Origin of the sequence: Streptomyces sp. NPDC058662, assembly GCF_042716255.1 — a bacterium.
Classification (GTDB): domain Bacteria; phylum Actinomycetota; class Actinomycetes; order Streptomycetales; family Streptomycetaceae; genus Streptomyces.
In genome coordinates, this window is record NZ_JBHXRU010000025.1 from 22,102 (window position 1) to 37,583 (window position 15,482).

Below are 15,482 nucleotides of genomic sequence, written 5' to 3' on the forward strand. Positions count from 1 at the left end.
CCCCTCATTCCCCGCCGCGGAGAACGGAGTTGCCCTCGTGCGGGCTCCCGGCCGCTGCGACGTCGAGATGCAGGCGGCCGCTGAGCCCGTAGAAGGAGACGGGGTTGCGCCACAGGACCCGGTCGACGTCGTTCTCGTCGAACCCGGCGGCGAGCATCGCCTCACCGACCCGGCGGGTCTTCAGGGGGTCGCTCCGCCCCCAGTCCGCGGCCGAGTTGACGAGGATCTGCTCCGGCCCGTACGTCTTCAGGAGGGCGACCATGCGGTCCTCGTCCATCTTGGTGTCCGGGTAGACGGAGAATCCGAGCCAGCAGCCGCTGTCCTTGGCCTCCCTGACCGTCGTCTCGTTGAGGTGGTCGAGGAGGACGTGCCCGGGGTCGACCGCGGACTCCCGGACGACGTCGATCGTGCGGCGCAGGCCGGTGAGTTTGTCCCGGTGGGGGGTGTGGACGAGCGCGGGCAGGGTGTGGTCGGCGGCGAGCTGGAGCTGGGCGGCCAGGGCGGTGTCCTCGGCGGGGGTCATGGAGTCGTAGCCGATCTCGCCGACGGCGACGACGGAGTCTTTGACGAGGTAGCGGGGCAGGGCGTCCAGCACCGGGGCGCAGCGCGGGTCGTTCGCCTCCTTGGGGTTGAGGGCGATGGCGCAGTGGTGGGCGATGCCGTACTGCGCGGCCCGGTAGGGCTCCCAGCCGAGGAGGCCGTCGAAGTAGTCGAAGAAGCTGGCCGGGGAGGTGCGCGGCTGGCCGAGCCAGAAGGACGGTTCGACGAGGGCGCGGACGCCGGCGGCGTACATGGCCTCGTAGTCGTCGGTGGTGCGGGAGGTCATATGGATGTGGGGGTCGAAGATGCGCATCAGGACTCCTGGGGCTGCGGGTGCGCCCGGACCAGGGTGAGGACACGGTCCAGATCGTGGGGGATGTCGCGGCCGGCGGCCGCGCGTTCCGCGGCGTGGTCGACGAGCATGCGGGCGAGTGCGGTGTCGCCGCGGGCGCGCCGCCGCAGCCCTGCGACCGCGTCGAGGGAGACCTGGGTGAACAGGCATTTGAGGACGGCGTGCCGCCAGGAGTGCTGGTCGAGATGGGCGGCCGCGTAGGGGCCGACGGCCGCGGCGACCAGCCGGGTGTCGTTGGTACGCAGGGCGTCGTGGACGAGGGGCAGGGCGTCCGGGCCGGTGACGAGGTGGGGCAGAGCGGCGAGCACGGCCCGTCGTTCGGCGGCGCTGCCCTGGTGGTAGAGGCGCGCGAGGGCGTCCGGGGCGGGGCGGGCCTCGATGAGGAGGAGGGAGCGGACAATGCCGGCGTGCTCGTGGCCGCAGTGCCGGCCGGCGGCGGCGAAGCGCAGCTCCCAGGCGGCGGCAGGAGAGGAGGGGCCGTCCGGGGGTGTGTCGGCGGCCCGGGACGCTTCGGCCAGCGCGTCGGCCAGCCATCCGCGGGCGGTCTCGGCGAGCTGTGCGTCGAGGACGGTCCTCGGGTCGGGGAGGGCGCCTGATGCGGGGGCGGGGGTCATTCGGTCGGGGCTCCCTTCGGGGCCGAGGCGCGGAGGAACGAGAGGGAGGAGCGGGCGAGTTCGGGCCCCGCGTGGGAGTGCCGCGGCAGTTCGACGACGGTGAGTCCCTGGTAGCCGATGGAGGCGAGGGCGTCGAGGACGGGCGGGAAGTCGATCTCACCGTCGCCGAACGGGAGGTGCTCGTGGACGCCGCGGCGCATGTCCTCGATCTGGACGTGGCGCAGCCAGGGCGCGGCGGCCCGGACGCACACGTCCGGTGGCGCCGGCTCAAGGCACTGGCAGTGGCCGATGTCGAGGGTGAGGCCGAGGGAGGCGGGGTCTCCCATGGTGGTGCGCAGCCGGTGGAAGTCTTCGAGGGTGGCGAGGAGATGCCCGGGTTCGGGTTCGATCGCGAGGGGGACACCGGCGGCCTCGGCGGCCTCGATGACGGGTGAGAGGGCCTCTGCGAGGCGTTTCCAGGCGGTGTCCGGATCGGTGCCGGGAGGGACGGTACCGCTGAAGCAGTGCACGGCGTGCGCGCCGAGGTCCCGGGCGGTGTGCACGGCGGTGACGAGCAGTCGGCCGCGGGCGGCGCGGCTGTCCGGATCGGGGTCCAGGAGGGAGGGGCCGTGTTTGCGGCGGGGGTCCAGGACGTAGCGGGCACCGGTCTCGACGGTGGCGGTGAGGCCGAGTTCGCCGAGCCGGTGTGCCACGCGTGAGGTGCGGGCGGCCAGGTCGGGGGCGAGGGGGTCGAGGTGCATGTGGTCGAGGGTGAGGCCGACGCCGTCGTAGCCGAGGTCGGCGAGGAGCGCGAGGGCGTCGTCGAGCCGGAGGTCGGTCAGTCCGTTGGTTCCGTACCCGTAGCGGAGGGGCGTCGGGGTACCGGTGGCGGTCGTGCGGGCGTCGCTCATGTGGGGCTCACCCTTCGCGCGAGTCGGCGGGCCGCGGGGGCGAGGCCCAGGAGGGCCAGGCCGCCGACGGGCGCGCCGGAGCGGGCGGCCAGCGCGGCCTGCAGGGGGATCATCGCTCTGATGCCGCCGCCGACGGCCCGCTGCGTGAGGAGCGGGGACGGGTTGAGAGCGGCGTGCAGGAGGGGACCGGCGGCGGTGCGGAGGTAGGTGGTGGCGAGGAGGAGGGTGACCCGTTCCGTTGTGGAGCCGGAGACCCGGCGCGATGCGGACGGCGGCCCCGCCCGGGTGTCGAGCCGGTGGGCAGCCGGTCGGGGCGCGGCGGCCATGACGCCGAGCACCGCCGTCACGGCGAGGGCGCCCAGCGGGGCGCTCGTGGAGCCCCCCTGGGTCTCGTGCCGGGATACCGCGGTGACGGCGTACGTGTGCGCCGCGAGCGCCGCCGCCGCGGGCGCGGCGGCACGCAGTGCGGTCGCCGTACGGAGGCTCGCGGCCGCGCCCGGCGGTGGTGGTGCTCCCCGCGGTGGTGGCGCGCCCGGCCGTGGTGGGGCTCCCCGGGTCGTGGACACGGTGGCCACGGCGCCGAGAACGAGGTCCAGGCCGCGGGCGGCGGCCATGGCGAGCGGGCCGGCCGCGGTGTGTTTGAGGCGGAGGTCGTAGGCCCAGACCGTCGCGGCCAGGGCCGCGGCGACCGTCAGGGCGGGGCGGCCGGCCCGGGCCGCGAGGGAGAGCCCGGTGACGGTGAGGGCACCGGCCGCGCCGAGGGCCGCCCCGGGGCTGACGCGGCCGGAGGGGAGGGGACGGTGAGGGCGCTCGACGGCGTCCTCGTGCCGGTCCGCCCAGTCGTTGAGCGCCATGCCCGCCTCGTAGAGGCACAGGGAGGAGCCGACCGCCCAGGCGGTACCCCTGCCGGGCCGTACCCCCGCGGCCGCGGCTCCGGCGAGGGCGTCGCCGGGGACGCTGAACAGCGCGGAGACGCGCAGCAGCTCGCTCCACGCCCTGAACGTCTCTCGGGCGGACGCGCCGGGCCCGGTGGGAGCAGGGCCGGTGGGAGCGGCCTCGTGCGGGGCGGCGGCGGGGCCGCCCCTCGCACCTCGCGCCGTGGCGGCGGGGTCCGTCACCGCCGGCGAGCTCCCCCGACGGCCGGGCATCACCCGAGGGAGCGGGAGGTGGATCCCCCTGCCTGTCACCCTGCCTGTCCCCTTGCCGATCACCCCGCCTCCCGGAGGCGGTCCGCGAAGGAGACGAGCGCCTCGAACTGCTCGGCCAGGCCGGCGGGGCCGCCGTCCGGGTCCTTGAAGTAGAAACCGAGTTCGGGCAGGGGGCCGGCGAGCCCCGCCTCGTGAGCGCGGGCGACGAGCCGCGCCAGGTCCAGGACCAGGGGGGCGGCGAGAGCGGAGTCGCAGCCTTGCCAGATCGTCTGGAGGACCATGCGGGAGCCGAGGAAGCCGTCGAAGACGATGTGGTCCCAGGCGGTCTTCCATTCGCCGAGCGCGGGCACGTCGTCGATGTGGACGGCGCCCTCGACGCCTGCGCCGAGCGTGTCGAGGAGGACGCGTTCCTTCCCGGCGTTCTTGGCGGCGGCCGCCGCCGGATCGGCCAGCGCCGCCCCGTCCCCGCCGCCGAGAAGGTTGGTACCGGACCAGGCCCGGACGGTCAGGGCCCGCTGGACGAACATCGGGGCGAGGACGGACCTCAGCAGTGTCTGGCCCGTCTTGCCGTCGCGGCCCGCGTGGGGAAGGCCGCTGGCCGCGGCGGCGGCCGCGAGGGCGGGGCTGTGCAGCCCGGTGGAGGGCGTGAAGTTGACGTAGGGGCAGCCGGCGCGCAGTGCCGCGGCGGCGTACAGGGAGCTAGGTGGCAGGCCGGCGGCGCCGGGTTCCGGGAGCGGCTCGGTGGAGGAGACGTTGACGACGACGACACGCGCCAGCCCGCGGCGCGTACGGAAGGCGGTGAGGTCGTCGGTGAAGCGGGAGATGAGCTCCTCGTCGGTGCGGGTGTCCCCGGGCAGCGGTCCGCCGGGGCGTATCTCCCGGTCGGCCGCGGCCAGCTCGGCGTGGACCGCCAGGGCGAGACCGCCGGGCAGTACGCCGTCTCCGGTGAGGTGCTCGGCACGTTTGGGCAGGGGGCAGTCCGCCGTGTCGTGGCCGCCGAAGACGAGCGAGGCCAGCGGGGGCAGCCCGGCCCCCGCGAGGGGCGGGGTCTGCGTGACCATGCCGGTGGGCGGGCGCAGTCCCGCGGTGACGGCCGCGCATCCGGCGACGGCGGTGGTCGCCACCGATCCGCGTGCCCCGACGAACCAGACTCCGGTGCGTGCCTGCCGGTCGTGGATCAGCCTGTCCGTCGCGTCCTGGTGGTTCACTGGCCGCCTCCCTGCCGATATCGGTGTCCCTGCGGGTGGAGAAGACGGCGGGCGAGGGGTACGGCGCCTCCTCGCCCGCCGTCGCTTCATGGGGGTGTCCCTCTGCGAGGGCGTGTTCTCGCCTCCCGGGCGGTGCGGTGCCTACGGTTCACGGCCGGAGAACGCGGCGTCGAAGGAGGAGCTCGGCGGGTCGAAGTCGAACCGCTTGAGATGGGCGAGCGCTTCCGGCGCACCCGTCAGCCGGTCCATGCCGGCGTCCTCCCACTCCACCGATATCGGGCCGTCGTAGCCGATGGAGCGCAGCATCCGGAAGACGTCCTCCCAGGGGACGTCACCGTGTCCGGCCGAGACGAAGTCCCATCCGCGCCGCGGGTCGCCCCACGGCAGGTGGGAGCCCAGCCGGCCGTTGCGCCCGTCGAGGCGCTTGCGGGCCTCCTTGCAGTCGACGTGGTAGATGCGGTCGCGGAAGTCGTAGAGGAAGCCGACCGGGTCGAGGTCCTGCCAGACGAAATGGCTGGGGTCGAAGTTCAACCCGAACGCGGGCCGGTTCCCGACGGCGGCCAGGGCCCGCTGAGTCGTCCAGTAGTCGTACGCGATCTCGCTGGGGTGCACCTCGTGGGCGAAGCGGACGCCCTCGGTGTCGAACACGTCGAGGATGGGGTTCCACCGCTCGGCGAAGTCCTCGTAGCCCCGCTCGATCATGCTCTCGGGGACCGGCGGGAACATGGCCACCAGGTGCCAGATCGAGGACCCGGTGAAGCCGACGACGGTGTCGACGCCGAAGGCCGCGGCGGCCCGGGCGGTGTCCTTCAGTTCGGCGGCGGCCCGCCCGCGCACCTCCTCCGGCTCGCCGTTCCCCCAGATCCGGCCGGGCAGGATGCCCTTGTGGCGTTCGTCGATGGGGTGGTCGCAGACGGCCTGGCCGACCAGGTGGTTGGAGATGGCCCAGCAGCGGAGGCCGTACTTCTCCAGCAGCGCGCGCCGGCCATCGAGGTAGGAGGGATCGGACAGCGCCTTGTCGACCTCGAAGTGGTCGCCCCAGCAGGCGAGTTCGAGTCCGTCGTAGCCGTTGTCGCGGGCGAACGCGCAGACCTGCTCCAGGGGCAGGTCGGCCCACTGGCCGGTGAACAGCGTGAAGGGACGGGGCATCGGCTCTTCTCCTCAGACCTGCGCGGGCGCGCGCTCGGCGCCGCGCGCCGGGGCGGGTACGGGAACGTGGGTGTAGACGGCGTTCTTCGCGGCGCTCTCCTCCACGGCGGCCAGCACCCGCTGGACCTGCAGTCCGTCCGTGAAGGACGGCGCGGGATCCGTCCCGGCGGCGATGGCCGTCACCAGGTCGCGCGCTTGGTGCGCGAAGGTGTGCTCGTACCCCAGGACGTGGCCCGGCGGCCACCACGCCTCCAGGTACGGGTGTTCCGCCTCGGTGACCAGGATCCGCCGGAAGCCGGCGACGGCGGCCGGTTCGCGGTGGTCGTGGTAGAGCAGCTCGTTGAGGCGCTCCAAGTCGAAGGCGAGGGAGCCGAGTTCACCACTGATCTCCAGGCGCAGGGCGTTCTTGCGGCCTGGCGCCATCCGGCTCGCCTCGAACGTCGCGAGTGCCCCGGAGGCGAGCCGGCCGGTGAACACGGCCGCGTCGTCGACGGTCACGGGTCCCCGCCCGGAGCTGCCGGACGCGCTCAGGCCGGCCGACACGCTCGCGAGCAGGGGCCGCTCGCGGACGAACGTCTCCAACTGCGCCGAGACCCCGACCAGCGGCTCCCCCGCCAGGAACTGGGCGAGGTCCACGATGTGCGCTCCCAGGTCACCCAGGGCGCCGGAACCCGCGTGCCGTCGCTCCAGCCGCCAGGTCAGGGGGAAGTCGGGATCGACGAGCCAGTCCTGGAGGTAGGTCAGCCGCACATGGCGCAGGGCGCCGATCCGACCCTCGCCGATGAGTCGGCGGGCGTGTGCGATGGCCGGTACACGGCGGTAGTTGAAGCCGACCATGGCAACTTGGCCGCGCGCCCTGGCCCGCTCGGCGGCGGCCGCCATGGCCTCGGCTTCGGCGACCGAGTTGGCCAGCGGCTTCTCGCACAGCACGTGCTTGCCCGCGTCGAGCGCGGCGATGGCGATCTCCGCATGCCGGTCACCCGGCGCGCAGATGTCGACGAGCTGTACGTCCTCGCGGGCCACCAGGGCCCGCCAGTCGGTCTCCGCCGCCGCCCAGCCGTGTTTGGCGGCCGCCGCGCGCACCGCCGTACGGTCCCGGCCGGCCACGGCGGCGAGTACCGGGCGCAGCGGCAGGTCGAACACGCGGGCCACGGTGCGCCACCCCTGGGAGTGCGCGGCGCCCATGAACGCGTATCCGATCAGACCGACGCCGAGCGTCGGCGGCGCCGTCTCGCTGTGCCTTGGTTCCATGGGTCTCCTATCGCAGGCACCGGCCGCAGCCGGTGCAGATGGCGGTTCCGTGGAGCGCGCGGGGCCGGGGGCCCCGCCCGGGCGGTGTCCGGCGGTCGGGGGGCCGCCGGGATTGCGCCCGGGCAGCGCTCACGCCGTCAGTTGAAGCCGATGGGCAGGTACTCGTCGACGTTGTCCTTCGTCACCACGGCCGAGTAGAGGGTCACCGAGGACGGGATCTCCAGCTCCGCCATGCCGCTGACCCCCTTGCCCTGTCCCAGGGCGCGGGCCAGGTCGACGGCGGAGGCGGCCATGGTCGGCGGGTAGAGGACGGTGGCCTTCAGTACGCTGTCGTCGGCCTTGATGGCGTCCATGGCGGATTTGGCGCCGGCGCCGCCCACCATCAGGAAGTCCTTGCGGCCGGCCTGGGCGATGGCGCGCAGCGCACCGACCCCCTGGTCGTCGTCGTGGTTCCAGAGTGCGTCGAACTTTGCCTGGGCTTGCAGTAGTTGGGCCATCTTGGCCTGGCCGGACTCCACGGTGAACTCGGCAGCCTGGCGGGCCACCTTGGTGATGTTGGGGTAGTTCTTCAAGGCGTCGTCGAAGCCCTGCGTGCGCTGCTTGGTCAGTTCCAGGTTGTCGAGCCCGGCGAGTTCCACGACCTTGGCGTTGGGCTTGTCCTTGAGCTTCTCGCCGATGTAGCGGCCTGCGTTGAGGCCCATTCCGTAGTTGTCGCCGCCGATCCAGCAGCGGTACGCCTGCGGGGAGGCGAAGACGCGGTCCAGGTTGACGACGGGGATGCCGGCCGCCATGGCTTGCAGCCCGAGCTGGGTGAGCGCCTTGCCGTCGGCGGGCAGGATCACCAGGACGTCGACCTTCTTGTTGATCAGGGTCTGGATCTGGCCGATCTGGGCGGCGGTGTCGTTGGAGCCCTCGGTGATCTCCAGGGTGACGTCGGGGTACGTCTTCGCGCGGTCCTTGGCGTTCTGGTTGATGGCGTTGAGCCAGCCGTGGTCGGCCTGCGGTCCCGCGAAGCCGATGGTGATGGCCTTGCCCGGCGTCTCGGCTGCGGCGGGGGCGCCTTGGGGTGCGGCGGCCTGCTTCTTCGGCTCGTTGCTGGTGCAGGCCGTCAGGAGAGCTCCGGCGGAGACGGCGGCGGTGCCGAAAAGCAGTCCTCTGCGGCTGGGGGTACGGATTTCTGGCATGGCGGATCTACCTCTTCGACTGAGCGGTACGGGCGCGGGAGGTGCCGGGACCGGGGGTGAAAGGGGGACGGGGCGGGATGGCGCTGGGGGCGGTGACGGGGCCGCGGGCGTCGGGCGCTTGCGGCCGGGGGTGTCAGTCGTCGCGCAGGGTGCGGCGCTGGATGAGGACGGCGGCGACGATGATCGCGCCCTTGGCGATCTGCTGGACGGCGCTCTCCAGGTTGTTCAGAGCGAAGATGTTGGTGATCGTCGTGAAGATCAGGACTCCGAGCACCGAGCCGATGATGGTGCCGCGGCCTCCGCTGAGCAGAGTGCCGCCGATGATGGCCGCGGCGATGGCGTCGAGTTCGTAGAGGTTGCCGTTGGTGTTCTGTCCGGAACCGGCCAGCACGATCAGCATGAACGCGGCGACACCGCAGCACAGCCCGGACAGCAGGTAGAGGTGGAGGCGCTGGCGTCGTACGTCGATGCCGGCCAGTCGTGCGGCCTCCGCGTTGCCGCCCACGGCCACCGTGCGGCGCCCGAAGGTGGTGCGGTTGAACAGGAGCCAGCCGATGAGGGTGACGGCCGCGAAGACCAGGACGAGCGGTGGTACGCCGAGGATGTACGCGTCCCGGACGCCGAGGTCGAGCACCGAGTCGACGGTCACGATCTGGGTCTTGCCGTCGGTGAGTTGGAGGGCGAGGCCCCGGGCGGAGGCGAACATCGCGAGTGTGGCGATGAAGGGGACCATGCCGCCGTACGCGACGAGCAGTCCGTTCACCAGTCCGCAGCCCACGCCTACGGCCATGGCGGTGAAGAGGATGCCGGCGAACCCGTACTCCTGGGTCGCCAGCGTGGTGGCCCAGACGGAGGCCAGGGCCACGATCGCCCCGACCGACAGGTCGATGCCGCCCCCGGTGATGACGAAGGTCATGCCGACGGTGACCACACCGATGATGGACGCCTGGGTCAGGACGAGTTGCAGATTGCTCGTGGCGAGGAACTCGGCGGGTCTGGTGATGCCCCCCACCGCGACGAGCACGGCGAGGACGCCGAGCAGGGACAGGTTGCGCACGTCCGGGCGCAAGCCCAGCGGCCGGTGCGCCGCGGGCTGCTTCCGGTCCGGCGTGGACGGGGCGGGTGCGAACGGCGGCGCGTCCTGCCCCGCCGGAGTGGCTGACTGCGTCATGCCGTCGGGCTTCCTTCCATCACGAGATCGAGTACGCGGTGCTCGTCGAGTTCCCGGGCGTCGCAGGTGTGCACGACGCTGCCTTCCCGCAGTACCAGCACGCGGTCGGCGAGTCCCAGGACTTCGGGTACCTCGCTGGACACGAGGAGGACGGCGAGGCCGTCGTCGGCCAGCCGCCGGATGACGGCGTACAGCTCGGCGCGGGCGCCGACGTCCACACCGCGGGTCGGCTCGTCGAGCAGCAGGACCTTGCAGCCGCGCAGCAGCCAGCGGGCGAGCACCGCCTTCTGCTGGTTGCCGCCGGACAGGGTCCGGATCCGGGTGTCGGGGTTGTCGGGCCGCAGGGACAGTTCGCGGGTCGCCCGCTGGGCGGCGGCCCGCTCCCGCTGCTGGTCGAGCCAGCCGCCGCGGGAGAATCGGGAGAGGGTGGAGACGGTGACGTTGCGGGTGACGGACTCCATCATCAGCAGGCCCTGTGCCTTGCGTTCCTCGGGCGCGAGGCCGATGCCGGCGCGGACGGCGGCGCGGACACTGCCCGGCCGCAGGGGGACCCCGTCGACGAGGACGCGTCCGGCGGTGGGCCTGCGCGCCCCGTAGACCGTCTCCAGGATCTCGCTGCGTCCCGATCCGACGAGCCCGGCGATGCCGACGATCTCGCCGGGCCGCAACTCCAGGTCGACGGGGGCGAACTCACCCTTCCTGGCGAGTCCTTCGACGCGCAGCACGGGTTCGGCCGCGGAGGCGCCGCTCCGGTGGGGGCGTTCCGGGAAGACGTGCTCCACGGTGCGGCCGGTCATCAGCCTGACGACTTCGTCGGTCGAGGTGGACTTCGCGGGCAGTCCGACCGCGACGGTCCGGCCGTCCTTGAGGACGGTGACGCGGTCACCGATGCGGCGGATCTCCTCCAACCGGTGGGAGATGTAGATGACGGCGACGCCCTCGGCGGTCAGGTCACGGACGGTCCGGAACAGGTTGTCGACCTCTTCCGGGTCGAGGGCCGCGGACGGCTCGTCCATGACGATGAGCCGCACCTCGTGGGAGAGCGCGCGGGCCATGGAGACGATCTGCTGCTGGGCGGCGGAGAGCTCGCTGACCTGGCACGCGGGGTCGATCTCACGGTGGCCGAGACGTTGCAGCAGATCGGCGGCCGCGGTTCGGGCGGCTCGCGCCCGGACGAAGAGGCGCGCGGTGGTGGGCTCGTGGCCGAGGAAGATGTTCTCGGCCACGGACAGCCCCTCGACCAGGTCGAGCTCCTGGTAGATGGTGGCGATCCCCAGGCGCATGGCCGCGATCGGGGAGCCCGGCGCCACCTCCTCGCCGCGCCAGGTGATCGTCCCCCCGTCCGGCTGGTGGGCGCCGGCGAGGATCTTGATCAGGGTGGACTTGCCGGCGCCGTTCTGACCGAGGACGCAGTGGACGTCTCCGGCCCGGACCTCCAGATCCACGCCGTCCAGGGCGCGGACGCCCGGAAACGACTTGGTGATGCCTGACATGCTGAGCAGGGGTGGTTCTGGTGCCATGACGATTCCTCGGCTTGTGCGGGCCGTGAGCGGACAGGGCGAGCGGGGACTGCGGCGGCGCGTGAGCTGTAGCGGCGCCGTGCCGGGAGGAACACGGGCGGAGCGGGGCGTTGCCGGGGCTCCGGCGGCGGTCCGGCCGCCGGCGCAGGCGGGGTACGAGTGGTGCGGCTGCTGTGGCACCATCCGGCGTCCCAGTGCCGGGGGACGCCGGTGTGGCAGGTCGTACGGAGGTAGCCGGCTCGGCGCCTCGCGGTGCCGGCCGACCGGCTCGGATCAGGCCGGCGAGAACAAGTGGTCGCTGATGAGCCGGGCCGCCCCGATCACACCGGCGGTCGAGCCCAGTTCGCCCAGGACGATGGGCAGGTTCCTGGTGGCGAGGGGCAGGGAGCGCCGGTACACCTGGGTGCGCACGCTCGCCAGCAGCGTGTGCCCCAGTCCCGTCACCCCGCCCCCGATCACGACCAACCCCGGGTTGAAGAAGCTCACGAGTCCCGCGATGACCTGGCCGAGCCGGTCGCCGCCCGCCCGGATCAGGTCCAGGGCCGCGGCGTCGCCGGCCGCCGCCGCCGCGGAGACGTCCGCGGCGGTCAGCTTGCCGACGGCTTCCAGCCGGGCGGCGAGTTCCGGCGAGCGGCCCCCGCGCGCCGCGTCCTCGGCGTCACGGGCGAGGGCGGATCCACTGAAATGGGCTTCCAGGCATCCCCTGTTGCCGCAACCGCACACCCGGCCCTCCGAATCGACCTGGATGTGCCCGATGTCGCCGGCGCTCCCCGTCGGGCCGCGGTGGACGTCCCCACCGACGACGATGCCGCAGCCGATCCCAGTACCGATCTTGATGTACAGGAAGTCGCCCACCGATCGGGCCACCCCCGCGTGTTGCTCCCCCATGGCCATCAGGTTCGCGTCGTTGTCGACCATCACGGGGCAGCCCAGGTCCTGGCTGAGTGCTTCCCGGACAGGGAACCCGTCCCATCCGGGCATGATCGGAGGGGCCACCGGAACGCCCTCGGGGAAGCGGACCGGGCCCGGTACACCGATGCCCGCGCCGTCCAGCCCGTCGGCCAGACCGGAGGCCTTGAGCTTGCCGACCATCGACAGGACCTGCTCGAAGACCGCGACGGGGCCCTCCCGGACGTCCATGGAATGGCTGAGATGCCCCAGGACCTCCAGTTCGGCATTGGTCACCGCGACATCGATCGAGGTGGCGCCGATATCCACGGCGAGGAAGCGGAGAGTGGGCGCGAGCCGGATGTTGTGGGACCGGCGGCCGCCGCGCGAGGCGGCGAGACCGTCCGCGACCACCAGGCCCGTCTCCAGGAGCCGGTCCACTTCGACCGCGAGTTTGGAGCGCGAGAGGTCGACCTGATCGCTGAGCTGGGCACGCGAGTTGGGGCCGCCGTCGCGCAGCAGCCGGAGCAGTCGTGCCTGATGTGCGTTCCCGGGTCGAGCCGTCATGCGCCTCACGTGCCCCTCCTCTCACCTGGTGGTCCGTCGCTGGTCCGCCTGGGCGTACACCACGGCTCAGTCCGGACGACAGGCCTCGCGCTCGCCCCTCGGTACGGGGGAACTCCGCCCTGTCCGTCTGCTTTCGAGGGGAACGTAGCAGCACTCCACCCGGCAGGGAAGAACTTGCGCACAGTTCCCGTCCGACTTTCCCCACACTCAGGACAAAGGGCGGGACGGAGCCCCTGGCGGCGGTTCGCGAATGCGCCAACTCCATCCAGCGGACCGGCCGTTGCAGCCCGTGAGGGCCGAGGAATCCCCGGCCCTCACGTCATCGACCTCACGGCCCGCGTACGGCCGGACCGGACGCTAGGTCACGGCAGGACCCACTTCTGGTTGGAGCCCGTGTGGCAGGTCCATATATGGATGGGGGTACCGTCGTTCCAGATGCCTCCCGAGGCGTCGAGACACTTGCCGGACTGCGGGTTGCGGAGCGTGCCGTCGGCCTGCCCCGCCCACTTCTGAGCGGAAGTGCCGTTGCAGGTCCACAGCTGGACCTTCGTGCCGTCCGCCGAGCCGCCGCCGGAGACGTCCAGGCACTTGCCGAGGGCCTTCACGGTGTCGCCCGCCACCGTCCACCGCTGGGCGTCGGTGCCGTTGCAGGTCCACAGTTGGATCTTCGTCCCGTCGGCGGTCTGGGAGTTGTCGACGTCCAGGCACTTGTTGTTGACGCCCTTCACCTCTCCCGTCCCGGAGGCCCCACCGGGCAGCTGGTTGAGTGTGTACCAGGCCTCGGTGCTCCACAGGGTCTCGCCGGCGGACGAGCTGAAGGGGCGGGGGGAGCGGATGTGGACCACCCGGTCGGCCTTGAGGCCCGGGATGCCCAGGGTGACCGTCTTGCGGTCGGCGGAGAGGGTGGCCGACTGCGCGGTGAGGGTCTCTTCTCCGATCTTCGGGCCGCCGTAGTCCGCGGTCGGCGCATAGCGCCACTGCTTGATCTTGTAGCGCTTGGCCAGATCGGTGGCCGTGGCCGTCGACAGCGGTTGGGTGTAGTCGAGGGCGAAGCCGCCCGGTACGGCGCGCATGGCGCGGATGTCGAAGGCGCTGGAGCCGTTCGGCGTCAGTTTCTGCAGTCCGTGGGAGAGCTTGCCCTCCTGGCCCCAGTTGCCGCCCGCGCCCAGCCCGCCGGCGTACAGCGCGCCGTCCGGGCCGACGCTGATCCGGGTCACACCGGCCTCCAGTCCCTGGGTGAGCCGGAAGACCGCGCCCTGGTACTCGCCGCCGACCTTCTCCAGGAAGCCGCGCTGGATTCCGCCGTAGGTCACGTCACCGAACAGCATCTGTCCGGCGAACGGGCCCTCGGTCAGCTGCAGTGGAGTGCTCGGTGAGTTGGCGATCTCGTTCTGGGGCAGCCAGAGCACCGGCTTGGTCACCGGCTGGGAGTCGAAGGGACCGTCCGGGTTGGTGTAGTGGTTGAAGAAGCGGCCCTGCTTGACGTGGACCAGCTTCGACGAGGGCAGCCAGCCGCCCTGGTTGTCGGTGACGAAGATGTCGCCCTCGGGGCCCCACCCGATACCGTTCGGAGTACGGAGGCCGCCGGCGACGTAGGAGACCTCGCCGGTCTGCTTGTTCACCTTGATCGTGGTCCCGCGGTTCTGCGCCGGCTGCGGATCCGTGGTCGCTCCACCGTAGTTGATCGAAACCGACAGGTTCAGGTAGAAGAACCCGTCCCGGTGGAGCAGGCCGAAGGCGAACTCGTGGAAGTTGCCGCCGAAGGGCCAGGTCGCGACTCTCCGGTACTGGTCGGTGACTTCGTCGCCGTTGGTGTCGTTCAGCTCGGTCAGCTCGTGCTTCTGGGAGACGTAGAGCTTGCCGTCGACGTACTTGACGCCCATGGGCTCCTTCAAGCCCGAAGCCACCTTCTTCACGGTCACCTGGCCGGGGCCGGTACTTCCCGTGACGTTGCCCAGCAGGTAGACCTCTCCCGCGGTGTTGTTGCTCCCACCCCAGGTGGTCACGGCCAGACGGCCGTCCGGAAGCCAGTCCATCGCGGAGACCTGCGGCTGGAAACCGCTCGGCCGGAGGTTGGTGAGGGTGTAGTTGGGGTGCACACCGGTCAGCGGCAGGCCGTCACCGGGAGAGTCCGTGCCGGCCTCGCACTCCTTGCGGCCCGGCGCGGTCACCCGCACGACGCCGGCGTCCGTACTCAGGGCCGCGTTCGGCACGACGGCGAAACCGGAAGCGCCGGGCGGCTTCCAGGCCAGCGTCAGCTGCTGGCCGCCGTCCCGTTCGAAGTGCTCGATGCGCAAGGAGTGGTGGCCCGCCGACAACTCCACCGCGGCGTCCTTGGGCTCCGGACCGTGCAGGCCGTCATGGCTGATGACCACCTGGTCGTCGATCCAGAGGCGCGAGCCGTCGTCGCTGGTCAACCGGAAGGTGTAGCTGCCCGTCTGCGGGGCGTCGAGATTGCCGATGACATGGGTGACGAAGTTGCTCTCCAGCCCGAAGTCCCCGGCCGCGGACCAGTCGACCACCGGCATCAACTTGTCGATGTTGGGGGTCTGTCCCGCCTTCAGCGTGCATATGCCGCTGAGCGGGACCTGTACGTCGAAGACGCGGAGCGTGACCCCGGGCTCCTGCGGGGGGAGCGCCGCCGAAGCGGCGGTGTCCGCGGGTGACGGCGTCGCCGACAGACCGAGGGCCAGTAACGAAGCGGTGAGAGTTCCGGCGAGGCGCCGGCCCAGTCGGCGGGGTAGCAGCCGTGCATGCACGTGACCTCCTGACGGCCCCTCGTCTGACAAGGAGCTCGATCGGGGTGAGCGGGGGATCCACCGCTGCCGGGAACGCGCCGTCGCCCCGGATACGGAGGCACTGCGGGCGGGACTCCAACGGGTCCGCGCCGTCGCTGTCGGACACAGTAGGGACTTCTCCCGAGGCCGTCCACACTTTGTCCTGAGTGCGCGGAAAGCTCCGACCCGTCCGTGCCCGCAGTGGCCGAAGACCACTTTGTCC

General features: G+C 72.1%; 12 protein-coding genes. All 12 read right to left on the minus strand.

Going from position 1 to position 15,482, the window contains the following annotated elements; translation table 11 throughout:
* Positions 1 to 4 precede the first annotated feature (4 nt).
* The 12 genes from ACFWUQ_RS12145 to ACFWUQ_RS12200 all read right to left on the minus strand — a co-directional run bounded on the left by ACFWUQ_RS12145 (position 5) and on the right by ACFWUQ_RS12200 (position 15,241).
* Positions 5 to 853: a TatD family hydrolase gene (locus ACFWUQ_RS12145; RefSeq protein WP_384536439.1), complete on the minus strand. Its 849-nt coding sequence runs from the start codon at positions 851 to 853 to the stop codon at positions 5 to 7.
* A complete protein-coding gene (locus tag ACFWUQ_RS12150; protein ID WP_384536442.1) occupies positions 853 to 1,506 on the minus strand; it encodes an EboA domain-containing protein in 654 nt (217 codons plus the stop codon). Before ACFWUQ_RS12150 ends, ACFWUQ_RS12145 begins: the two co-directional genes overlap by 1 nt.
* A complete protein-coding gene (locus ACFWUQ_RS12155; protein WP_384536445.1) occupies positions 1,503 to 2,396 on the minus strand; it encodes a sugar phosphate isomerase/epimerase family protein in 894 nt (297 codons plus the stop codon). Before ACFWUQ_RS12155 ends, ACFWUQ_RS12150 begins: the two co-directional genes overlap by 4 nt.
* Entirely contained in the window at positions 2,393 to 3,544 is a 1,152-nt protein-coding gene (locus ACFWUQ_RS12160; RefSeq protein WP_384536448.1) for an SCO3242 family prenyltransferase, read from the minus strand. Before ACFWUQ_RS12160 ends, ACFWUQ_RS12155 begins: the two co-directional genes overlap by 4 nt.
* A 59-nt stretch (positions 3,545 to 3,603) precedes the next feature.
* Positions 3,604 to 4,752 (minus strand): inositol-3-phosphate synthase, encoded by a 1,149-nt coding sequence (locus ACFWUQ_RS12165; RefSeq protein ID WP_384536451.1) that lies wholly within the window; start codon positions 4,750 to 4,752, stop codon positions 3,604 to 3,606.
* A gap of 141 nt (positions 4,753 to 4,893) precedes the next feature.
* Positions 4,894 to 5,901: a sugar phosphate isomerase/epimerase family protein gene (locus ACFWUQ_RS12170; protein ID WP_384536454.1), complete on the minus strand. Its 1,008-nt coding sequence runs from the start codon at positions 5,899 to 5,901 to the stop codon at positions 4,894 to 4,896.
* 12 nt (positions 5,902 to 5,913) lie between these two features.
* The gene (locus tag ACFWUQ_RS12175) at positions 5,914 to 7,152 is read right to left on the minus strand and encodes a Gfo/Idh/MocA family protein (RefSeq protein ID WP_384536456.1); all 1,239 of its coding nucleotides are present in this window, start codon (positions 7,150 to 7,152) and stop codon (positions 5,914 to 5,916) included.
* A 137-nt stretch (positions 7,153 to 7,289) separates the two neighbouring features.
* Entirely contained in the window at positions 7,290 to 8,336 is a 1,047-nt protein-coding gene (locus ACFWUQ_RS12180; RefSeq protein ID WP_384536459.1) for a substrate-binding domain-containing protein, read from the minus strand.
* A gap of 133 nt (positions 8,337 to 8,469) precedes the next feature.
* Positions 8,470 to 9,507 (minus strand): ABC transporter permease, encoded by a 1,038-nt coding sequence (locus ACFWUQ_RS12185; protein ID WP_384536462.1) that lies wholly within the window; start codon positions 9,505 to 9,507, stop codon positions 8,470 to 8,472.
* Positions 9,504 to 11,027 (minus strand): sugar ABC transporter ATP-binding protein, encoded by a 1,524-nt coding sequence (locus ACFWUQ_RS12190; RefSeq protein WP_384536465.1) that lies wholly within the window; start codon positions 11,025 to 11,027, stop codon positions 9,504 to 9,506. The genes ACFWUQ_RS12185 and ACFWUQ_RS12190 overlap by 4 nt, the downstream gene beginning before the upstream one ends.
* 273 nt (positions 11,028 to 11,300) lie before the next feature.
* Entirely contained in the window at positions 11,301 to 12,482 is a 1,182-nt protein-coding gene (locus tag ACFWUQ_RS12195; RefSeq protein WP_384536560.1) for an ROK family transcriptional regulator, read from the minus strand.
* Between the two features lie 362 nt (positions 12,483 to 12,844).
* Positions 12,845 to 15,241, minus strand: coding sequence for a ricin-type beta-trefoil lectin domain protein (locus tag ACFWUQ_RS12200; RefSeq protein ID WP_384536468.1), 2,397 nt, complete (start codon positions 15,239 to 15,241; stop codon positions 12,845 to 12,847).
* Between the last annotated feature and the right edge of the window lie 241 nt (positions 15,242 to 15,482).